Below are 20,462 nucleotides of genomic sequence, written 5' to 3' on the forward strand. Positions count from 1 at the left end.
CCTTATGCTCCCCTACAGTTTCTCTTGTTGATTTGGCGGCAGGTCAAGCCAATCCTTGCGCCAAGGACAGCCATAGGAGTGCGCCATGCAGGAAAATCTGGATCTGGATCGATACCCGTTGGATCAACCGGGCACCCCCGCGTGGGATGCCATGGTGGCCAAGGCCAAGGCCGAACTGGCCGAAACGGGGATGTTCAATCTGCCGGGGTTCCTAAAGCCCGCAGCCCAGCGCGCGGCCGTTGGGGAACTGGCGCCGCGTTTTGCCGGGGAATCTTTTACCCATGCCCGCAAGCACAACGTTTATTTCCGCAAAGAGGTTCCGGGTCTGGCCGCGGATCATCCGGCCTTGACGCTGTTTGAGACGATCAACAAGACGCTTTGCGGCGACCAAATCGGCGGCAGCATCAAGGCGCTGTATGAATGGCCACCCTTTGCGGCCTTTCTGGCCGCCACGATGGATAAGCCCGTGCTCTTTACCATGGACGACCCCTTAGCGCGGGTGAATGCCATGCAATACGGCGCGGGTGAGGGGTTGAACTGGCACTTTGACCGGTCAGAATTCACCACCACGCTATTGCTGCAGGCCCCCGAGGCCGGTGGCGCGTTCGAATATCGCACCGATCTGCGCTCGGCCGAGGATCCGAACTATGATGGGGTGGCGCGACTGTTGACCGGGCAGGACCCTGATTTGCAGTCGATCACGCTGGAGCCGGGGACGCTGAACGTGTTTCGCGGCAAGAACACCGCACATCGGGTGACACCGGTTCAGGGCGATACAACGCGGATCATTGCGGTGTTTTCGTTCTATGAAAAACCGGGCGTGCGGTTCACCGAAGAAGAGCAGCGCGGGTTCTACGGGCGCGCGGCCTAAACCTCATAACGAAAAGGCCCCGGCATGAAAAATGCCGGGGCAGTTTGTGCCGCAGGCGGACCACGGCACAGGCGTAAACTGAATGTCGGAAGATGGGGCGCAGATCGCCCCCGGCATCAATGTGGACGGCCGGCTTGGTCAGCCTCCATCTCGGCGCGGATCTGTTGGCGCAGAATGTCGATCGGCACCATCTTGCCGTCGCGCTTGTAGTGCCAATAGGTCCAGCCGTTGCACGAGGGCGCGCCTTCAAGCGCCGCGCCGACCTGATGGATCGAACCCTTCACGTCATTGCCGATCAGCGTGCCATCGGCGCGCACTTTGACCTTAAAGCGGTTGCCGATGGAGAACAGCTCTTCCCCCGGACGCAGCATGCCGCGTTCCACCACCTGACCAAAGGGCACGCGCGGCTCAGACCGCTTCGATCCGGTGATTTCCAAGGCACTCGCGTCAAACTTGCGCACCCGGTCGATGCGGGCTTGGGCGGCCTTGCGATAGGCCTCTTCCCGCTCGATCCCGATGAAGTCGCGGCCCAGCATCTTGGCCACAGCGCCGGTGGTCCCAGTTCCAAAGAACGGGTCCAAGACCACATCGCCGGGGTTCGTCGTGGCAATCAGGATGCGGTGCAACAGGCTTTCCGGCTTTTGCGTTGGATGAGCCTTGTCGCCGTGTTCGTCCTTCAGACGCTCATGGCCAGTGCAGATCGGCAGCACCCAGTCTGACCGCATTTGCACGCCGTCATTCAGTTCCTTTAGCGCTTCATAGTTGAAGGTGTACTTGGCGTTTTCATCGCGTGAGGCCCAGATCAGGGTTTCATGCGCGTTGGTCAGCCGCTTGCCGCGAAAGTTCGGCATCGGGTTCGACTTGCGCCAGACCACATCGTTCAGCATCCAGAAACCTTGGTCCTGCAAAGCTGACCCGACGCGGAAAATGTTGTGATAGCTGCCGATCACCCAGATCGCGCCAGTTGGCTTCAACAGGCGGCGAGCGGCAGCGAGCCATTCGCGGGTGAATTTGTCATAGGCGGCAAAGCTGGAGAACTGGTCCCAGTGATCATCCACCGCATCAACGCGGCTGTTGTCAGGACGGTGCAACTCGCCCTTCAGCTGCAAGTTATAGGGGGGATCTGCGAAGATCAGGTCGACCGAGCCTGCCGGTAGGCTGTTCATCACGTCGATGCAGTCGCCTGCAACAATCTGGTTCAGCGGCAGGAGTTCGCCCTGCACGGCTTTCATTTTCATCGCCATTCTTGCCTCATCTGCCCCGGCATCTTGTGTGTCGGTGGATGTCCCTAAGATGAGTCAGGAGTGATTCGCCGTCAAATTCTTTTTTGAATCAATCACTTACAGAAACATCTTGATACAAGATGTTGTGGACGGGGCGGAACGAACGTCTATGCCAAGGGGTCACCCCAAGATTTAGAAGCGCCTCAAGGTGCTGTTTTGTGGGGTATCCAGCGTTGATCTCCCAGCCATAACCGGGGTGTTGTTGCGCCAAATCCACCATGATGCGGTCACGCGTCACCTTGGCGATGATCGACGCGGCGGCGATTGAGAGTGATTTGGCATCCCCCTTTACTATAGCTTCGGCCCGGCCTTTCAGACCGGCGGGGATAAGGTTGCCATCCACCAGCACATGGGCGGGCGGTGTTCCTAAGCCCGCCACGGCACGCTCCATCGCGAGGTGGCTGGCGCGCAGGATGTTGAGCGCGTCAATCTCTTCCACCGTCGCATGGGCAACCGAGACCTGCGCAGAGCCCATGATTTCAGCATAAAGCCGTTCACGCTTCGTGGATGACAGCGCCTTGCTGTCCCCCAGGCCCTGCGGAATGCGGGCCGGATCAAGGATCACCGCCGCAGCCGTCACCGGGCCCGCCAACGGGCCACGGCCCACCTCATCCACCCCGGCCACCGGGGCAAGTGCGCGGGCATGGGCAGCGGTTTCAAAGCTGAAATCGGGGGGTGTACGTGCCATATCCCAGCCTTAGCGAAGCTGAAGTGCAAAAAGAAGGGGGCGGGAAAGATGGGGGCTGATCTTTCCCGCTCCCTAAACGGCCGACCAGACCGATACAGCCGTTACTCCTGGCGGCACGCGGCGATGGGCGCGTCAATGTCCATCGCGCAAGCCCCGCGACCAGCCTCAACCGGGATCGCGGTGGCCAAGATCAGCGTGACGGCCACGGCGAAGCCCGTGAACCCAGCCATCAGCTGGGCCAAAGGGTTGTCATGGCGCAGGCCAAGTTCAGTCTTGGCGCGTTTGGGGAAGGGATTTTGCCGTGTCATCTCTGCCTCTAGTTTGCGGCCCGTTCAGGGCGGGTCTTTGCCCCCCGACCCTGCCCGCTGCCCCGAAAGCCAAGCAATAACGCCACGCCGCTAGGCGATAACATCAGCCTAAATCCCTTTGGATATTGAATAGCCCGCCCAAGATGCGCAGGATGCACCCAACCCCTTTTGGAGTGTGCACCATGCCGCGCCTGTTCCTGTCACTCGCCGCCTTAGCCCTGATGGCCCTGCCCGCCCACGCCGAATGCTATGCCGATTACAAGGCCAAGCAAGACGACCCCTTGCGCCTGCATTATGGTGTGGCGCAGGTGTCGGCCTGTGACCCGGCTGGGGCCGAGGCCGAGCTTGCCCCCCGCCTTGCCGCCGTGGGCTGGGTCTTGTTGAATGTTCTGAGTGTCTTTGGGCCGGAAGGTCTCGAGGAAAGGAAAGCCAGTGCCGCCGATTACTTCCTCCGCTTCTGACAGCCTGCGCGCAGGCAACCGCGTCGTCGCCTTCGGCATCGCCGCCATCGTCGTGATCCTTTTGGGCGCGGCGGTGTTCTTGTTCATGAACCTGCCTGATGCCAATGCTTTCAACGCCAAGGTTGAGCGGTTGTTCGTCGAGAACGACAACCTAACGACAGGCGCAGAGATCAAACTTCTGGAAATTCTGGCCCAGTCCGGCACCTCGTTTTCCGAAGTCTTGGTCAGCTATCGCAGCGTGATCTTCGTGCTCTTGGTGTTCTCAACTGCACTGTTGATCGCCAGCTTGGTGTTCTTGGTCACCATCATCGCGCTGAACCGCCGGATTTCGGCGATCCAGCGGTCGGGGATTCAGGTGGCCTCCATGCTCATCAGCCGCGAAGGCCGGGCGGTCTATATCAATGACATGGAATTTGCCCTGACCGAGGCCGCGCTGGAGACGCTGGCCGTTTTGGCCGAGGCGCGGATGGATGACGAGGTGTTGACCGGCGCGCAGATCGAGGCGGTGATTTCAGGCCGTAATGAGGTGGACTGCGACGAGGCCGCCGGGGCCACACGGGTGAAACGCCTACGCGATGCGTTGGGCAATCAATTGGTCAGCGAACTCTTGGTCAAGACCGTTGCGCGGCGCGGATATATGCTGGCCGTGGGCAAAGATGTTCTTAGAATGATCTAAACCCACAGGTTTTGCGCGGCGAAGCCGCCTTAAACTCCTGCACCACCATTGACCTTTCGCGAAAACGGATGATCTTTCCGCTCAGATTCTACAGGCGGCGCATACGCCTTGCCCTGTGGAGGCATTTGCAAAGGCTTCTGGCATGATCTCGCGTTTTCCCCTGCACCGGCTTTTGGCTTTGGTGGTCTTTGTCGCGGCGGCCCTTTGGGTGGCGACTGGGCATTTCGCCGCCGTGGGCAGCGAAACGCCCGAGCCGGGCGCGACTGAAGCAGAAGCGGTGGTCGAGACGCCCAAGCGCACCGTTGCCGTCGTGCGCGCCGAGGTGACCGACTATGCCCGGCTGATCCGCATCTCGGGCGTGACCGAAGCGGATAAGCTGGCGATTCTGGCGGCGCGGTCCAATGGCGTCGTGCAGGAATTGACCGCGGAGGCGGGTGACACCATCGAGCGTGGTGCCGTGGTGATGCTGCTTGAAGGCGAAGACGTGCGCGCGGCGGTGAAAACCGCGCAAGATCAACTGGCACAAGCTGCCGAGCAACTCGCCGTGGGCGAGACGCTGAGCGCCAAGGGCAGCCTGCCTGAAACCCAATTGACCGCCCGCCGCGCCGCGAAATCGGCCGCAGAGGGTGCGCTGTCACAGGCTCAAGCCGCCGCCGACCGCCTGTCGCTGGTCGCGCCCTTCGCAGGCACAGTGGATGCGGTGAACGTGGAAGAGGGCGAATGGGTGCAGCAAGGCACCCCGATCGCCACGCTGATCGCGCTGGACCCGATCATCGTTAAGGCCGAGGTGGCCGAGCGGGACGTAGCCCATGTCGCGGTTGGGGCCAAGGCTCTGGTGCGGCTGGTCTCAGGGGTCGAGTTGGAAGGCACCGTGAAACATCTGGCGCGCAAGGCCAGCGACAAGACCCGGACCTTCGCGCTGGAGGTGGATCTGCCGAATCCCGATGGCGCCATCCCCTCGGGCATGACCGCCGAATTGCGCCTAACCGCCGCCACCCAGCCCGCGCTGACCGTGCCGCGGTCGGTCCTAACGCTGAACGAGGCGGGGCAAGTCGGCCTGCGCGTGGTGACAGAGGGCGACATCGCCGCTTTCCTGCCTGTAGAACTGATCGATGACACCGAGGCCGGTTTTGTCGTCACCGGCGTACCACAAGGCGCGCGAGTGATCGTCGCGGGCCAGGATCTTGTGCGTGATGGCGACGCGGTCGCCGTGAAGGAACTGACCCGGGCCGAGGCCGAGGCTGCTCAAAAGGCGCTGCAGCCATGAAGCTGGTCGAACTTGCCATTCGCAACACCCGGCTGACGCTGTCGGTCCTGATGTTCCTGATCCTGTCGGGCACCATGGCCTATATGACCATCCCGAAAGAGGCCGAGCCGGATATCCAGATTCCGATCATCTACGTCTCGGTCCATTACGAAGGCATCTCGCCCGAGGACAGCGAACGGCTGATCCTGCGCCCACTAGAAACCGCGCTGAAATCTATTCAGGGCATCAAGAAGATGACTGGCACCGCCTATCAAGGCGGCGGCAATGTGCTGATGGAGTTTCAAGCCGGGGCCAATCTGGACAAGGCGCTGACCGATGTGCGCAACAAGGTCGACGACGCGCGCCGCGATCTGCCCTCTCAGGCGGATGAACCGACGGTGAACGAGGTCAATATCTCGGAGTTTCCGGTGCTGGTCGTGACGCTGTCGGGCGATGTGCCCGAACGGGTGCTGACCGCCGCCGGGCGCACTCTGCGCGACCGGGTCGAGGAAATTTCCGGCGTGCTGGAGGCCCGTCTGCAAGGCACCCGCGACGATGTCGTCGAGGTGATTGTTGATCCGTCGAAACTGTCGTCTTATGGCCTGCGCCCTGATGTGATGATCGCGGGCGTCATGGCCAATAACCAGTTGATCGCCGCGGGCGCGATGGAAGGGTCCGAAGGCCGCTATGCCATCAAGGTGCCCTCGCTGATTGAAACGCTGGAAGATGTGGCGCGGTTGCCGGTGGTGGCCTCTGATACCGCCGTGGTCCGCGCCATGGACATCGCTGAAATCCGACCCACCCTGAAAGACCCAGTCAACATCACCCGCCTGAACGGCAAGCCCGCCGTGGCGATTGAGGTGTCAAAGCGTGTCGGTGCGAACCTGATCGAGACCGTCGACGAGGTGCGCGCCGTGACCGCGGTTGTGCAGAAAGACCTGCCTGACGGGGTTGAGGTGTCGTTCAGCCAAGACAAGTCGATCACCATCCGCCAGCTGCTGTCAGATCTGCAAAACTCGGTCCTGACTGCTGTGGTTCTGGTGTTCATCGTCATTCTTTATGCGCTGACCGTGCGCTCATCCATCCTGATCGGACTGGCCATTCCGGCCAGCTTCCTCATGGGCATCTTGGGTCTGCAAATGGCGGGTTTGACGGTGAACCTTGTTGTGCTGTTCAGTCTGATCCTTGCCGTCGGCATGTTGGTGGATGATGCCATCATCGTGGTCGAATACGCCGAGCGCCGCATGGCCGAAGGGCACGACCGCCGCACTGCCTTTGTCGAGGCCAGCCGCAAGATGGCGGGGCCGGTGACAGCATCCACCCTGACCCGGATTGCCGCCTTCTCGCCGCTTCTGTTCTGGCCCGGTGTGGTGGGCGAATTCATGAAATATATGCCGATCACCCTGATCGCGACGCTGTCGGCCAGTATGCTTTATGCGCTGGTTTTCGTGCCGGTCTTGGGTGCCTTGATCGCCCGGCCCTTCAAGGAGCCGCCGCGCAAGAAGGACGGGGCCTATATGGCGCTGGTGGCCCGGGCCATTCGCCACCCGTGGATTGTGCTGATGCTGGCCGTAGGCAGCCTGATTGCCGTGCCGGTGATCTATGGCAAGGTCGGCAAGGGGGTGGAGTTCTTCCCCAATGTCGAACCGGAATACGGCCTTCTTTACGTCAAGGCGCGTGGCAACCTGTCGATCCACGAAAAGGACCAGCTTGTGCAACTGGCCGAGGCGCGGATTTTGGGCTGGCCGGGGGTGAAAACCGTTTACACCCGCGTGGGTGCCGGGGGCGGCGCGGGCAATGAAGGCCCCGCCGATGCGATTGGCGTCATTCAGTACGAATTCGTCGACTGGCGCGAGCGCAAGAACGCCAACGAGATCCTCAACGATCTGCGCGCGGCCATGGTCGGCATTCCCGGTGTGGATATCGAAGTGTCGGTGCCTGCCGCAGGTCCACCCACGGGCAAGGCCATTCAGCTGCGCCTTTCGGCGGATGATCCGGCCGGTCTGAACGACTTGGCTGCCGATCTGGCAGGCAAGATTGCCGCGATTCCCGATGTGATCGACGTGTCAAACGGCCTGCCCTTGCCCGGTATCGACTGGCAGCTGCGCGTCAACCGGGCCGAAGCGGCGCGCTATGGTGCTTCACCCGGCGCGGTCGGTGCGGTGGTGCAGATGGTCACCTCGGGCCTGAAACTGTCTGACTATCGCCCGGCGGGCAGCGATGATGCGGTGGATATCGTGCTGCGCCTGCCGCCCGACCAACGCAACATCGCCGCACTGGACCAGCTGCGGATTGAAACGCCGGACGGCCCAGTGCCGATTTCCAACTTTGTCACCCGCGAACCTGCCGCCACCATTGGCACGTTGACCCGCATTGACGGCGCGCGCAGCATCACCATTCAGGCGGGCATTGCCGCCGGGGTGCAAGAACAGCCGGTGCGCGATGCAGTCACCGCGCTTGTCGAGGCCGAATTCGCCGCGCGCGGGCTGACTGCCCAAGGCGTGCGCTGGACCATGGCGGGCGAGGATGAAGAACAGGCCGAGGCTGGGGCGTTTCTGGCGAAAGCCTTTGTCGCAGCGCTGTTCCTGATCTTTGCCGTCCTCTTGGCCCAGTTCAACAAGTTCATCTCGGTTGGCCTGGTGCTGTCGGCGGTGGTGATGTCGACCATCGGTGTGTTCCTTGGCCTGATGATCATGGGCCAGCCCTTTGGCATCGTGATGACCGGTATCGGGGTGATCGCCTTGGCGGGTGTTGTGGTGAACAACAACATCGTGCTGATCGCCACCTATGACGATCTGCGCCACCACGGCATGGGCAAGGTCGACGCGATCCTGGAAACCTGCCGAGAACGCGCTCGCCCGGTGGTCCTGACGGCGCTGACGGCGATTTTCGGGGTGCTGCCCATCGCCTTTGGCCTGAATCTCGAGCTGTTGAACCACGAGACCACCTATGGCGCGCCGTCCACCCAGTGGTGGATTTCACTGTCCTCGGCCATCGTCTATGGGTTGGCCTTCGCCACGGTGCTGACGCTGGTCGTCACCCCGTCGTTGCTGATGCTGGTGTCGGGGGATGGTGTGAAAAAGCCGCGCCGGAAGTGGTGGCTGTTTGGGCCGCGGGCAGCGGCCTAGGCCACCGCCCGACCACAGGATCAGCCAACCATCCGCTTGATCGCCGCCGCATGACCGGGCTTGGCGGCCAGCACGTCACTGGCCAAGCCGCGGGCGGTCTGCATCAAGGCCTCCGCGTCAACGATGCGGTCAATCAACCCCATCGCCAGCGCCTCCTCGGCCTCAATCTTTTCACCGGCCATCAAGATCAGCTTGGCCCGCGCCGGACCGACCAAGGCCACCAGCCGAGCCGGGTCGGACGGTTGCGGCAAAAAGCCCAGTTTCATCACCGGGTAAAAGAACTTGGCCCCCGGAACCGAAATCCGCAGATCACAGGCAAGGGCCATGCCCATCGACCCACCCGCCAAAGCGCCGTTCAGGGCTGCGATGCTGAACCCGGGAAAGGCGGCGATCGCCGCTGAGAGCCGCTCCCAGACCGGATCAACCGCCAGCCCGGCGCGCGCGTCGTCAAGATCGGCCCCCGCCGAAAACACGCGGCCCACCCCGGTCAGCACCAGCACAGCGACACCAGCCGCTGTTGCCGCTTCAACCGTTTCGGCCAGCGTGGTCAGCATGGCTTTGGTCACCGAATTGGCCTTGTCGGGTCGGTTCAACGTCAACACCCAAAGGCCCGGCTCTTGTGTCACCTCGATCATCAGATCAGCCCCACCGCTTTGCGAACCGCCTCGTCGCGCAGCATCACGTCGGTGCCCAGCCAAGGGTCCGCCTCAGGCCCGCACATCCACAAAAGCGCGCGGGCGGGCCAATCGGCGGGGATATGCACGGCAGGGTCCAACTGACTGACGGGGTTGATGCCGCTGGCCTTGATCTTCACCTGCATTTCGGTCGCCACCGTGCCGGGTGACAGGCCCAGCACACGAATGCCATGCGGCCCCTCTTCCAGATGCGCAGCTTGGGTCAGCATCAAGGCCCCCGCCTTGCCCGCGCAATAGCTCGACCAACCCTCAAGCGCAGCCCGCGCAGCCCCGGACGAGACAGTGATGATCGTGCCCGAACCTTGCGCCCGCATCACTGGGATCGCGGCGCGAAGGCCGTGAAAGACGCCTTTGAGGTTCACATCCACTGCCCGGCCCCAAGCGGCCGGATCCACATCGGCCAGCCGCGCGATAGGGTCGATGGTGCCCGCATTGTTCACCAGCACATCCAGCCGCCCAAACCTTTGGACCACGGTTGCAACCGCCTGCTGGACCGAGACCCAATCCGCCACATCGCAGCGCAAAGCCAGCGCCGCCGGGCCAATCTCGGCGGCCAACGCGTCAATCTCGCGCTCACTGCGCGCCAAGAGCGCCACCTTGGCCCCAGCCGCCGCAAAGACCCGCGCCGCCGCCGCCCCGATGCCCCGGCTTGCGCCGGTGATCGCCACCACTTCGCCCTGCATGACCCCTACCTTTCGCCCTATTCAGCACCCTTGTTACTCCAGCCCCGCGACGAAGTGAAACCCTTGACCCGCTGGCGCACTGCAGGGATGCTGGGGCAAATCGCATTCAGACAAGCTGGGGTCAAAATGAAACATTGGAGACTGGCGGGCACGACCGCCGCTTTGGCCCTTATGGCCGCGAACGCAGCGGTGGCCGATGTGACGCCGGAAGATGTCTGGCAGAACTGGCAAGACTTCTACACCTCATCGGGCAGCACCGTGACAACCGGGTCGGTAGAGCGCGATGGCGACACGCTGGTTATAACCGATTTCAAGACCAGCTCTGACACTGACGCAGGCACCAGCGACAGCGCGGTGGCCGAAATCCGGCTGCGCGACAATGGCGATGGTTCGGTCGGGGTCGAGATGTCTGAGGAAATGACCTTTGGCTTCACCGCACCCGCGCTTGAGGGTGAGGGCTCAAGCGGGGCCACAGGCATCGCAAAAATGCCCGGGCTGACCGGAACCGTCACCGGAAGCGTCGACGATATGGCCTATGCCTACAGCATGCCCAGCGTGGAAATCGCCATGGAACCGGTCGAGAATGGCGCAGCAGCGGGCAAGATCACTGTGCTCTTGTCTGACGGCACCTCCACCTATCAGCTCAGCGGCCCAGCCGATGCCAAGGTGCTGGACGGCAGCTTTGGAGCTGCGTCCATCGCGATGAATTTTGAGATCACCGATCCCGAAAACCCCTTTGTCGGATCGTTGAATGTCGCAGATCTTGCGGGCCAGATTTCGGGCAGCCTAAGCGGGATGGAGGAGGTTGACCTTGGCGATGCCTTTGCCAAGGGTTTTGCGCTTGATATGGGCATGGCCTATGGCGCGATGATCTACGACTTCGATGTGAGTGATGCCACCACATCGGGCAAGCTGATGGGCGGGTCTGAGGGCGGGTCCTTCCAGTTTGCGCTGGACGCGGCCAAGATGATGCTTGCGGGCGGGGGCAAGAATGTGAGCGCGACGCTTTCCGGCGCAGATCTGCCCTTTCCAGAGGTCAACGTCAGCTATGCCGAAAGCGGGTTCAACGTTACGATGCCGCTAGCCAAAGGCGATGCGCCGCAGGATTTCTCGTTCCTGACCAAGATCGTCGATCTGCAGATATCCGAAGAAATCTGGGCCATGCTGGATCCGACCGGTGCTGTGCCGCATGACCCGGCAACGCTGGTGATCGACACCACCGGGACGGCCGTTCTGAAAGCAGATCTGATGGCCAGCGCCGAGGGCACCACACCGGATGCCGAATTGCACAGCCTGAACGTGAATGACCTGACTGCCCGAGTTGCCGGCGCCGAGTTGACCGGAACCGGGGCCTTTACCTTTGACAACACCGACTTGACCACCTTTGGCGGCATGCCCGCACCGACCGGCAAGCTGGAGCTAAAGCTGATGGGGGGCAACGGCCTACTCGATGCGCTGGTGTCCATGGGCATGCTGAGCGAGGACGATGCGATGGGCGCGCGGATGATGATCGCGATGTTCGCCAATCCCGGCGCGGGTGAGGATGAGTTGACTTCGGTTCTGGAATTCAAAGACAAGGGCTTCTTCGCCAACGGCCAACAGCTGCAATAGCAGCGGTCTTATTTGAAGGGCTGCCCGGACCCACGGGCGGCCCTTTGCTTTGGGGCTTGCAGTGCCGCCCCCCTTGTGGCCCAAGAGAGCCAACCACCGGAGACTGTTATGACCGATATGCTTGACCGTTTGACCCATGCGCTGCTGGATGCCGCCCGCAAGGCTGGCGCAGAGGCGGCCGATGCCATGGCGATCGACGGGCGCTCAACCTCGATCGACATCCGGGCTGGCGCGCTGGAACAGGCCGAGCGGGCCGAGGCGGTGGAAATCGGGCTGCGGGTGCTGATCGGTGGTCGGCAGGCCTGTGTGTCCGCCTCGGATATCTCTGATGCGACGGTGGCCGCGCTGGCCGAGCGGGCGGTGGCCATGGCGCGTGAGGCGCCCGATGACCCCACTGCCGGGCTGGCTGATCCGTCGCAGATTGCGCGGAATTGGGATCTTGCGGCACTTGAACTGACCGATCCCCATGAGGAACCTAGTGCCGCCGCTTTGGAAGCTGATGCGCGCGCGGCCGAAGCTGGCGCGATGGCGCAGCGCGGCATCACGCAGGTGCAGGCGAGTGCCGGATATTCCGCCCGCCGGGTGCATCTGGCGGCCACCAACGGCTTTTCCGGCAGCTATGGCCGTACCAGCCGGTCAATCTCGGCGGTGGCCTTCACCGGCGAGGGCACCGGGATGGAGCGTGATTACGCCGGTGAGGGCCGGGTGTTTCAGGCCGATCTGCCCGATGCGACGGCGATTGGCATATTGGCGGGCGAGCGTGCCCTGTCCCGCGCCGGAGCGGTGAAGCCGAAAACAGGGCATTTTCCGGTGCTGTTTGACGAACGCATTGCCGCCTCGCTGATCGGACACCTTTTGTCGGCGGTGAATGGCACCTCGATTGCACGCGGCGCAAGCTGGTTGCGCGATGCCTTGGGGGCCGAGGTGCTGCCCAAGGGCATGTCGATTGTCGAAGACCCGCTGCGCCCACGCATGTCGGGCTCGCGCCCGTTTGATGGCGAAGGCTTGCCAACCCAAAAACGAATGATCGTTCAGGATGGTGTGCTGATGGTTTGGACACTTGATCTGGCGACGGGGCGCAAGCTGGGGATGCCGTCGACCGCCAATGCCGCGCGGGGCACATCTTCGCCACCGTCGCCTGCCACCTCGAACATTGATCTCACGCCGGGGCATTTGAGCCGAGATGCGTTGATCGCTCAGATGGGTACAGGCCTGTTGGTGACCTCCTTGATCGGCTCTACCATCAACCCCACGACGGGCGACTATTCGCGCGGCGCTTCGGGGTTTTGGGTGGAAGGCGGCCAAGTAAAATATCCGGTCAATGAATGCACAATTGCAGGGAATTTGCGCGAAATGCTGCGCAGCATGATTGCAGCAAACGATGCACGTGCCCATCTGTCGACCCGTGTACCCAGCCTCTTGGTTGAGGGTCTGACCCTTGCCGGAGAATGATCTTACGCTGATCGCGGAAGCCGCTCGCGATGCGGGCGCGCTGGCGATGCGGTTCTGGAAAGCCAATCCGCAGGTTTGGGAAAAGCCCGGCCTTGGCCCGGTGACTGAGGCGGATCTGGCCGTGAACGACCTTTTGGCCGAGCGGTTGCGGCGGGCGCGGCCGGGCTATGGCTGGCTGTCAGAGGAAACGCCTGACGATGCCGCGCGACTGGCATGTGAACGTGTATTCATTCTAGACCCCATTGACGGGACACGCGCGTTCATCGCGGGGGAAAAGCACTTCGCGATTTCCATCGCGGTGGCCGAACGGGGCCGCGTGGTGGCTGGGGCGATCTATCTGCCCGCATTGGACCGGCTTTACACCGCAGCCGAGAATGACCCCGCCCTGTGCAACGGAACCGCCATCAACTGCGCAAGCCGGACAGGGCTGTCCGGCTCTACCCTTTTGATGTCAAAAGGGTTTCTTGAGCCAGATCACTGGCATAAGCCGCCAACCGATCTAAAGCGCAGCATTCGATCGTCAATTGCCTATCGGCTGTGCCTGATTGCCGAGGGCAGTTTCGATGGCATGATCTCGACACGCGATGCTTGGGAATGGGACATTGCCGCCGGAAGCCTGATCGCCGAGCGGGCAGGTGCGGCAGTAAGCGACAAGCACGGGAGGGCGCTACGGTTCAACTCACCCGGCGCGAAGACGGCCGGGATCTTCACCGCACCCGTGGCGGTTCACAGCGAGATTCTGGCCAGTTTCAAAGCATAAGGCCGCCCGAAGGCGGCCTTATGGAACATGGGTTCACAAACAGATCTTACTTTTTCTTCGGCGGCATGAAGCGTTTGCTGGTGTCGCGCGCATCGGTCTTGGGCGCGGCGGGTTTAGTGCGGGCAAAAGGCTTCTTGCCCTCAGCTGCGTGGCTTTTGAAACCTGCCGCTTTGGCCGGACCCGCGCCTGCCTTTTTCACGAAGGGCCGCGCATCAGCGCCATCCTTGCGCGGGGCATAGGGACGCTTTTCGCCGGTGGCATCGCTGCGCGGGCGGTCGCCGCCTTCGCTGCGGTGGCTTTTGTAGCCTTCGGCACGGGCCGGACGATCTGCCGATCCGCCATGCGACTTGAAGCCTGCTGATTTCGGAGCGGGCTTGTCGCCAGCCGCCCAACGCGGCTTGCGCTCGCCATCCTCACGCGGGGCGTAGGGTTTGGACGGGCCATCCTCGCGCTTGGTATAGGGTTTGCGCGGGGCGTCTTCGCGGGCAGCGTAGGGCTTGCGCTCACCATCCGCGCGCGGCGCGTAAGGTTTGCGCTCGCCAGCCGGACGCGGCGCATAAGGCTTGCGCTCGCCATCCTCGCGCGGGGCGTAAGGTTTGCGCTCGCCCGCAGGGCGGGGCGCATAGGGCTTGCGCTCGCTGTCCTCACGCGGGGTGTAGGGCTTGCGCGGGGCATCTTCACGCGGGGGCGCAGCGGGGCTGTCCTCATCGACGATGCGCGAGGGTTTCGGGGTATAGACCGGCTTTTCAGCCCGCACAGGGCGCGGGGCGGCGGCACGCGGAGCAGCGGCACGGGGTGCGCGTTCCGGACGCTCACCGCGTTCGGGGCGCGACAGGTCCGGCTCACCAGCCAGCTTGTCCATGGTCAGACCAGACTCCAGCTCGGCACTGTCGGCAAAACGGCCCGCGACGGCATTGGCGATCTGAACAAAGGTTTCGTCCTGTTGGACGCGGATCGCGCCGATGCTGTCGCGCGAAATGCCCCCCGCTTCGCAGATCTTGGGCAAGAGCCAACGTGCTTCCGCCCGACCCGTATGGCCGACCGACAGTTTGAACCAAACCGAAGGGCCAAACTCGCCACGCTCCCGCGGGGGGCGCGGTTCAGACGGCGGCAGCGCGTCGGAAAGCACTTCCGGGGCCGAGCGGCCTTCACGCCAGAGGCGAACGAAAGCAGCGGCCACCTGTTCAGCGTTAAAGCGCGACAGAATCTGTTGCGCCATATCGGCCTCATCGCCCACGCCTGCGGCAAGGGCGGAATGGTCCAGCAGGCGCATGTCGTCTTTGGCCTGCACCTCATCGGCGCTGGGGGCATTGCCCCATTCGGCGACAACCTTGGCACCCTGCAACAGACGCTGGGCCTTGCGCACTTCGGACGGCGCGACGATCAGCGCCGAGACGCCTTTCTTACCAGCCCGACCCGTGCGGCCCGAACGGTGCAGGAGTGTTTCTGAGTTCGTCGGCAGATCAGCGTGAATCACCAGCTCCAGACCCGGAAGGTCAATGCCACGGGCGGCCACGTCGGTGGCAATGCACACACGGGCGCGACCGTCGCGCAGCGCTTGCAGCGCATGCATGCGTTCGGTCTGCGACAGTTCACCCGAGAGCGCCACAACCTGAAAACCACGGTTGCCCATCCGGGCCAGAAGGTGGTTCACATTCGCGCGGGTCTTGCAGAACACGATCGCAGTGCGGGCCTCGTAAAAGCGCAAGGCGTTGAAAATGGCATGTTCGCGGTCGCGCACGGCAACCGAAAGCGCGCGGTATTCGATATCGGTGTGCTGCTTTTGCTCACCCTGCGCCACGATCCGCAGCGCATCTTTCTGGAAGGTGGCAGCAAGCGTGGCGATTTCTTTTGGCACGGTGGCCGAGAACATCAGCGTGCGGCGGGTTTCGGGCGCAGCAGCGAGGATGAATTCCAGATCTTCGGCAAAGCCGAGGTCCAGCATCTCATCAGCCTCATCCAGCACCACGGCCTGCACGCCCGACAGATCAAGGCTGTTGCGCTCGATATGGTCGCGCAGGCGTCCGGGGGTTCCGACGACGATATGCGCGCCACGATCCAGCGCGCGCTTTTCGGTGCGATAGTCCATGCCGCCGACGCAGGTGGCGATCTTGGCTCCGGCCGAGGCATAAAGCCATTCCAACTCGCGTGCGACCTGTTGGGCCAATTCGCGGGTGGGGGCGATAATGAGTGAAAGCGGCGTGTCGGCATATAGGAGCTTGTCCGACCCGTTCAGGATTTCCGGCGCGATGGCGAGGCCAAAGGCCACCGTCTTGCCCGAGCCGGTTTGCGCCGACACCAGCATGTCGCGGCCTTCGGTGCCTTCGACCAAGACGGCCTCTTGCACCGCGGTCAGGGATTCATACCCACGAGCAGTCAAAGCCGCCGCGAGAGGCGCGGCGATATTCAGGTTTTGCATATTCTTTTCCAAAAGCGGGGCGGTCCTGCCGCCCGATGGCACCATATTCGGCACCCTCGCCCTTGCCGGCAGCCGGGCCTCCCTGCCCATCCACTGCCATCGGGAATCTTGCGCCGATGCGCGGCTGATAGAGCAAATTCTGCCATCTGTACAGTCCCACAGGACGCCCGGCTTCTTTGGCACGGATGGTCGGGTGCATAGCGCCGCTCTGACGGGGTACAAAAGGAGGCATGGCAGGGTGGAGAATGGTGGGGTTTTGTCTCGTTTGATTGATCGAGATCATGTTTTGCGACGGGCTCTGGCGGTTAACTGCACGAAAGGGGCGACCCCGCGCCTTGGGCAGTTTGGCCCAAGGACGCCATAGCCCCCTCGTCACCGGACATGATCGAAGGAATGGAACATGAAGAACATCCTAGTCGCCACCGACCTTTCGACCCGCTCTGACCGTGCTGTGCAGCGGGCGGTGCGATTGTCAGCCAAGCTTGGCCTACCCTGCCACGTCCTGTCGGTCATTGATGATGATCTGCCCGCGGACATGCGTGCGACGCTTTTGAAGGATGTTGAGGCACGGTTGGCGCAGTTCGTAAAATCTGTCGCGGCGCCGGGGCAGACTGTGACAAGCGCTGCGGTTGCGGGTGATCCGCAAGAGGTGCTGCTGGGCTTGGCCGAAGAGTTGGACGCAGGTCTTGTGGTGCTGGGCCTGCATCGCAAACGGCCACTGTTGGATATGGTGCGCGACAGCACGATGGTGCGGATCGTGCGGGCCTCGCGGCGGCCGGTGCTGTTGGTCAAGGACCTGCCCCATCAGGATTATACCAAGGTGCTCGTCCCAGTTAGCTTTTCGCCGGCCTGTGCGGCAGCGCTGCGGGCGGCACGGGCGATTGCGCCAAAGGCTGAGATTCGGTCCTTCCATGCGGTGCCAGTGCCCTTTGCCGGACTGACGGGGGATGGTCCGGGCAGCACCATGGCACAAGAGCTGTGCGCCGAGGCGACACGCGAGCGTGACGTTTGGCTCGCCGGGCAGGGCTTTGGCGGAGATCTGCCCGAGATCGAGATCATCAGCGGCGGCCGGTCTGTGACGATGGAACGACTTGCCGCGATCAAGCCCGATCTTGTAGTGGTTGGCGCCCATACCCGCAGCGGGTTCCTGCCAAATGTGCTGGGCAGCTTTGTCACCGATCTGATCCATTCGCCGCCCTGTGACCTGCTGGTCAGTCGCGGCTAACAGCAGCCAAGAGGGACATTGGCCCCCAATCGTGGGGCCAATACGTTTTTCGCTGCATCCGCGTGACCTGTCAGCTTTCTCGGAATGCTGCTGCGAAGTAGTCTGTGAAGGGTTTGAGAAGATAGGCCATTGGGCTGCGCGCGCCGGTCTGGATGAAGGTTTCGACAGGCATGCCGGGGATTAGGGTCAGCCCTTCAAGGCGGTCTATCTCGCCGGGGTCAAGCGCGATTTCGGCCTTGTAATAGGCCATCTGAGCGCGTTCATCGACCAAAACATCGGCCGAGACGGTGACGACATGACCGTTCAACTCGGGCGTGGTGCGGGCCGAAAAGGCTGGGAACATCAGCCGCACCTTTTGGCCGACAAAGACCTGATCGACGTCGATGGTCTGCACCTGCGCGGTGATGATCAACGGGCGATCCTGCGGGATGAGATAGAGCAAGGGTTCCGCTGGACGGATCACGGATTGCGGTGTGCTGACCGCAAGGCCAAGGACCGTGCCAGACACTGGCGCCCTGATCTCCAGCCGGGCGATTTGTTCGGTCAGCGAGCGGCGGCGCTCAGCCAGTTCCAGAACGCGTGCGCCGATGTCGCGCAGTTGGGTATTGGCCTCTTCCCGCCGCACGGCAGCAAGACGCAGCACCTCAAGTTCCACCTCGGTCGCGCGACCCTCGGCCTGCGCGCGCGAGGCCTGCAATTCGCCCACCGACCCCTGCAGCCGCGAGGCTTCGCGTTCCAGCGCCAGCACGCGGGAGGATTGGGCCAAGCCCTTTTCCAAAAGCGTGCGTTGATCGGTCAGCTCTTGTTCGATCAGGTCGAGTTGCTGACTGAGAGCGGCAACCTGCGCATCCACGCCCTCGATCTGCGAGCCGATCTGGGCGGCGCGCTTCTGCAACTGTTCAGACTGTTTCAGAACGGATTCCCGGCGCGCGGTGAAGAGGCTGCGCTGACCTTCGATCAGGTCGGCCACTTCAGGGCGGGTCTTTGCCAGTTCGGCCAGTTCGCCCGAAAACTCCGGCGCGGGGGCGTCGTTGCGTTCAGCCTCAAGCCGGGCGCTGCGGGCCATCACTTCGAAAAGCTGGCCTTCGACGATCGCGAGTTCCGACTTCACCAAGGCCCCGTCCAGCCGGATCAGAAGATCGCCCGCCTTCACCGGTTGCGCCTCTTTCACCGCGATTTCGGCCACCACCCCACCATCGGGGTGCTGCACCACTTGGCGGTTCTGCGATACCTCGATCTGGCCCGAGGCGACCACCGCCCCGGCGATTTCTGATGCGACAGACCAGACGCCAAAGCCGAGCACCAGAATTGCGGCGGTCACGCTGCCGACAATCACCGAAGTACGGGCCGAGAGAAGGGACTGCACTTCGGAAGGCGCGCGCGGTTTGGGTGCGGCAAGCTCTGTCTTGGCGGGCTTTGCCGGCAGAGGGGTATCTTTATGGGCCACAGTCGGCCCCGGCTTTTTGCGCAGCAGGCTCATGACACACCTCCGGGTCCGGCGGAGCGGACAATCTCGCTGTGGTTCTTGACCATTTCTTTCAGCACCTGATCACGCGGACCAAAGGCGCGGCGCATGCCATCTTCCAACACCAACAGAAGGTCACATTCCTGAATGGCCGCCGGTCGGTGCGCCATGATGAGAACCGACCCTCCCGCCGCCTTAAGGCTGCGGATGGCGATGTTCAGCGCCACTGTCCCGTCATTGTCGAGGTTGGAGTTCGGCTCATCCAGCACCAAAAGCACCGGGTTGTCATAGAGCGCGCGGGCAAGGCCGATGCGCTGAATCTGGCCGCCCGACAACCGCCCTCCCAGCGTCGAGACGCGGGTGTCATAGCCTTCGGGCAAGCGCAGGATCATGTCATGCGCGGCGGCTTTCTGGGCGGCGTCGACAATCTTGGCACTGTCGGCATTGGGCTGCAGCCGGGCGATGTTCTCGGCGATGCTGCCTTCGAACAGGGTCACACGCTGCGGCAGATAGCCGATGTAGCTGCCCAGAACGTCAGGGTCGTATTGGTCAAGCGCCGCGCCATCCAGCCGCACCTTGCCCGCCGCAGGGCGCCAGACGCCGATCAGCGCGCGCGCCAGCGTCGATTTGCCCGCGCCCGAAGGGCCAATCACGCCCAAAGCCTGCCCTTCGCCCAGTTGAAAGGTAACACCCCGCAGGACGGCCTGACTTTCGCCCGGCGGGACCACCGACAGCGCCTGCACATCCAAAATGGCGCGGGGGCGCGGTAAGGCGGTGCGCTGCGGCTCAGGCGGAACCCGGGTGAGGAGTTCAGCCAGACGTTCGGTCCCTTCCTGCGCACGGGTGACAACGGCCCATTGGCCGACCGCCTGTTCGATGGGCTGCAGCGCGCGGCCCATCAGGATAGAGCCGGCAATCATCGCGCCGGGGGAAAGCTGGTTCTCCAGCACAAGCCAAGCCCCAACCCCCAGCATCGCCGATTGCAAGAAGAGCCGGAAGGTCTTGGAGATGGACCCAAAGCGGCCACCGACATCGCCAGCCTGCAACCCTTCGGCCAAGGCGGCGCTGCGGGCCTTATACCAGCGTTCAAAGGCCGCACCCGTCATGCCCAGTGCCTGAACCGCCTCGGCCTCGGTTTTGATAAGGTCCGACATCCGTTCGGCCTGCAGGGTCAGGCCATTGGTGCGGTTGATCGGCACCTGCGTCATGCGCTGGTTCAGAACAGTGATGGTGATGAGAAACACGCCGCCCGCCACAGCGAGCCAGCCCAGAAGCGGGTGAAAGACAAAAATCGCAGCAATGAACAGCGGGGTGAAGGGGATGTCGAAGATCGACATCAAGACCGGCGAGGCCCAAAGCCGCTGCACCGCCTCCAGATCGCGCTGTGCGGCCAGCCCGACCTGATCGGTTGGCACCAATGTGAGCCGCTTCATTGACGCGGCAAAGACCCGGCGGTCCAGCTTGTCTTGCATCGCCGCGCCAATGCGGGCC

General features: G+C 62.9%; 17 protein-coding genes. 9 read left to right on the forward strand and 8 right to left on the reverse strand.

The window, feature by feature from the left end:
• Positions 1-85: 85 nt before the first annotated feature.
• Positions 86-871, forward strand: a complete 786-nt coding sequence (locus AC72UB_RS10600) for a HalD/BesD family halogenase (RefSeq protein ID WP_505189748.1) — start codon at positions 86-88, stop codon at positions 869-871.
• 116 nt (positions 872-987) lie between these two features.
• Here AC72UB_RS10600 and AC72UB_RS10605 read toward each other — a convergent pair whose 3' ends face one another.
• The 3 genes from AC72UB_RS10605 to AC72UB_RS10615 form a co-directional block, all read right to left on the reverse strand.
• On the reverse strand, positions 988-2,115 hold the full coding sequence (locus AC72UB_RS10605; RefSeq protein ID WP_505189749.1) for a site-specific DNA-methyltransferase: 1,128 nt from the start codon (positions 2,113-2,115) through the stop codon (positions 988-990).
• An 88-nt stretch (positions 2,116-2,203) separates the two neighbouring features.
• Complete coding sequence (gene rnhB / locus AC72UB_RS10610) at positions 2,204-2,842, reverse strand: ribonuclease HII (RefSeq protein ID WP_505189750.1); 639 nt, start codon at positions 2,840-2,842, stop codon at positions 2,204-2,206.
• Positions 2,843-2,943: 101 nt separating this feature from the next.
• Positions 2,944-3,150 (reverse strand): hypothetical protein, encoded by a 207-nt coding sequence (locus AC72UB_RS10615; protein WP_463288794.1) that lies wholly within the window; start codon positions 3,148-3,150, stop codon positions 2,944-2,946.
• A 182-nt stretch (positions 3,151-3,332) separates the two neighbouring features.
• On the opposite strand from AC72UB_RS10615, the gene AC72UB_RS10620 reads away from it, so the two are divergent.
• The 4 genes from AC72UB_RS10620 to AC72UB_RS10635 all read left to right on the forward strand — a co-directional run bounded on the left by AC72UB_RS10620 (position 3,333) and on the right by AC72UB_RS10635 (position 8,661).
• The gene (locus tag AC72UB_RS10620) at positions 3,333-3,611 is read left to right on the forward strand and encodes a hypothetical protein (protein ID WP_463288795.1); all 279 of its coding nucleotides are present in this window, start codon (positions 3,333-3,335) and stop codon (positions 3,609-3,611) included.
• Positions 3,583-4,287, forward strand: coding sequence for a winged helix-turn-helix domain-containing protein (locus AC72UB_RS10625; protein WP_505189751.1), 705 nt, complete (start codon positions 3,583-3,585; stop codon positions 4,285-4,287). The genes AC72UB_RS10620 and AC72UB_RS10625 overlap by 29 nt, the downstream gene beginning before the upstream one ends.
• Before the next feature lie 142 nt (positions 4,288-4,429).
• On the forward strand, positions 4,430-5,554 hold the full coding sequence (locus tag AC72UB_RS10630; protein ID WP_505189752.1) for an efflux RND transporter periplasmic adaptor subunit: 1,125 nt from the start codon (positions 4,430-4,432) through the stop codon (positions 5,552-5,554).
• On the forward strand, positions 5,551-8,661 hold the full coding sequence (locus tag AC72UB_RS10635; RefSeq protein WP_505189753.1) for an efflux RND transporter permease subunit: 3,111 nt from the start codon (positions 5,551-5,553) through the stop codon (positions 8,659-8,661). The genes AC72UB_RS10630 and AC72UB_RS10635 overlap by 4 nt, the downstream gene beginning before the upstream one ends.
• Positions 8,662-8,681: 20 nt before the next feature.
• Here the strand turns inward: AC72UB_RS10635 and AC72UB_RS10640 are convergent, their stop codons facing one another.
• Complete coding sequence (locus tag AC72UB_RS10640; RefSeq protein WP_505189754.1) at positions 8,682-9,296, reverse strand: enoyl-CoA hydratase/isomerase family protein; 615 nt, start codon at positions 9,294-9,296, stop codon at positions 8,682-8,684.
• Complete coding sequence (locus tag AC72UB_RS10645; RefSeq protein WP_505189755.1) at positions 9,296-10,039, reverse strand: SDR family oxidoreductase; 744 nt, start codon at positions 10,037-10,039, stop codon at positions 9,296-9,298. The genes AC72UB_RS10640 and AC72UB_RS10645 overlap by 1 nt, the downstream gene beginning before the upstream one ends.
• A 126-nt stretch (positions 10,040-10,165) precedes the next feature.
• Here AC72UB_RS10645 and AC72UB_RS10650 point away from each other — a divergent pair, with 126 nt between their 5' ends.
• From AC72UB_RS10650 to AC72UB_RS10660, 3 genes are all read left to right on the forward strand, one after another.
• On the forward strand, positions 10,166-11,650 hold the full coding sequence (locus AC72UB_RS10650; protein ID WP_505189756.1) for a DUF2125 domain-containing protein: 1,485 nt from the start codon (positions 10,166-10,168) through the stop codon (positions 11,648-11,650).
• A 108-nt stretch (positions 11,651-11,758) separates the two neighbouring features.
• A complete protein-coding gene (locus tag AC72UB_RS10655; protein WP_505189757.1) occupies positions 11,759-13,102 on the forward strand; it encodes a TldD/PmbA family protein in 1,344 nt (447 codons plus the stop codon).
• Positions 13,089-13,862, forward strand: a complete 774-nt coding sequence (locus tag AC72UB_RS10660; protein WP_505189758.1) for a 3'(2'),5'-bisphosphate nucleotidase CysQ — start codon at positions 13,089-13,091, stop codon at positions 13,860-13,862. Before AC72UB_RS10655 ends, AC72UB_RS10660 begins: the two co-directional genes overlap by 14 nt.
• Positions 13,863-13,908: 46 nt before the next feature.
• On the opposite strand, the gene AC72UB_RS10665 is transcribed toward AC72UB_RS10660, so the two are convergent.
• A complete protein-coding gene (locus AC72UB_RS10665; protein WP_505189759.1) occupies positions 13,909-16,281 on the reverse strand; it encodes a DEAD/DEAH box helicase in 2,373 nt (790 codons plus the stop codon).
• A 400-nt stretch (positions 16,282-16,681) separates the two neighbouring features.
• Here AC72UB_RS10665 and AC72UB_RS10670 point away from each other — a divergent pair, with 400 nt between their 5' ends.
• Positions 16,682-17,506 carry a universal stress protein gene (locus AC72UB_RS10670; RefSeq protein ID WP_505189760.1) on the forward strand — a complete coding sequence of 275 codons (825 nt, stop codon included), beginning with the start codon at positions 16,682-16,684 and terminating at the stop codon, positions 17,504-17,506.
• 70 nt (positions 17,507-17,576) lie between these two features.
• Here AC72UB_RS10670 and AC72UB_RS10675 read toward each other — a convergent pair whose 3' ends face one another.
• Together AC72UB_RS10675 and AC72UB_RS10680 are read right to left on the reverse strand one after the other, a co-directional pair.
• On the reverse strand, positions 17,577-18,986 hold the full coding sequence (locus AC72UB_RS10675; protein ID WP_505189761.1) for an HlyD family type I secretion periplasmic adaptor subunit: 1,410 nt from the start codon (positions 18,984-18,986) through the stop codon (positions 17,577-17,579).
• On the reverse strand, positions 18,983-20,462 hold a 1,480-nt coding region (locus tag AC72UB_RS10680), incomplete at its 5' end, for a type I secretion system permease/ATPase (RefSeq protein ID WP_505189762.1). The genes AC72UB_RS10680 and AC72UB_RS10675, both read right to left, overlap by 4 nt.

It is taken from the genome of Allotabrizicola aquatica (SeqCode) (assembly GCF_965194375.1).
Taxonomy (GTDB): domain Bacteria; phylum Pseudomonadota; class Alphaproteobacteria; order Rhodobacterales; family Rhodobacteraceae; genus Tabrizicola_A; species Tabrizicola_A aquatica.

Coding starts and splice junctions, on each gene's coding strand:
- AC72UB_RS10600 (WP_505189748.1), top strand. CDS start 86: ATGCAGGAAAATCTGGATCTGGATCGATACCCGTTGGATCAACCGGGC.
- AC72UB_RS10605 (WP_505189749.1), bottom strand. CDS start 2,115: ATGGCGATGAAAATGAAAGCCGTGCAGGGCGAACTCCTGCCGCTGAAC.
- rnhB (WP_505189750.1), bottom strand. CDS start 2,842: ATGGCACGTACACCCCCCGATTTCAGCTTTGAAACCGCTGCCCATGCC.
- AC72UB_RS10615 (WP_463288794.1), bottom strand. CDS start 3,150: ATGACACGGCAAAATCCCTTCCCCAAACGCGCCAAGACTGAACTTGGC.
- AC72UB_RS10620 (WP_463288795.1), top strand. CDS start 3,333: ATGCCGCGCCTGTTCCTGTCACTCGCCGCCTTAGCCCTGATGGCCCTG.
- AC72UB_RS10630 (WP_505189752.1), top strand. CDS start 4,430: ATGATCTCGCGTTTTCCCCTGCACCGGCTTTTGGCTTTGGTGGTCTTT.
- AC72UB_RS10635 (WP_505189753.1), top strand. CDS start 5,551: ATGAAGCTGGTCGAACTTGCCATTCGCAACACCCGGCTGACGCTGTCG.
- AC72UB_RS10640 (WP_505189754.1), bottom strand. CDS start 9,296: ATGATCGAGGTGACACAAGAGCCGGGCCTTTGGGTGTTGACGTTGAAC.
- AC72UB_RS10645 (WP_505189755.1), bottom strand. CDS start 10,039: ATGCAGGGCGAAGTGGTGGCGATCACCGGCGCAAGCCGGGGCATCGGG.
- AC72UB_RS10650 (WP_505189756.1), top strand. CDS start 10,166: ATGAAACATTGGAGACTGGCGGGCACGACCGCCGCTTTGGCCCTTATG.
- AC72UB_RS10655 (WP_505189757.1), top strand. CDS start 11,759: ATGACCGATATGCTTGACCGTTTGACCCATGCGCTGCTGGATGCCGCC.
- AC72UB_RS10665 (WP_505189759.1), bottom strand. CDS start 16,281: ATGCAAAACCTGAATATCGCCGCGCCTCTCGCGGCGGCTTTGACTGCT.
- AC72UB_RS10670 (WP_505189760.1), top strand. CDS start 16,682: ATGAAGAACATCCTAGTCGCCACCGACCTTTCGACCCGCTCTGACCGT.
- AC72UB_RS10675 (WP_505189761.1), bottom strand. CDS start 18,986: ATGAGCCTGCTGCGCAAAAAGCCGGGGCCGACTGTGGCCCATAAAGAT.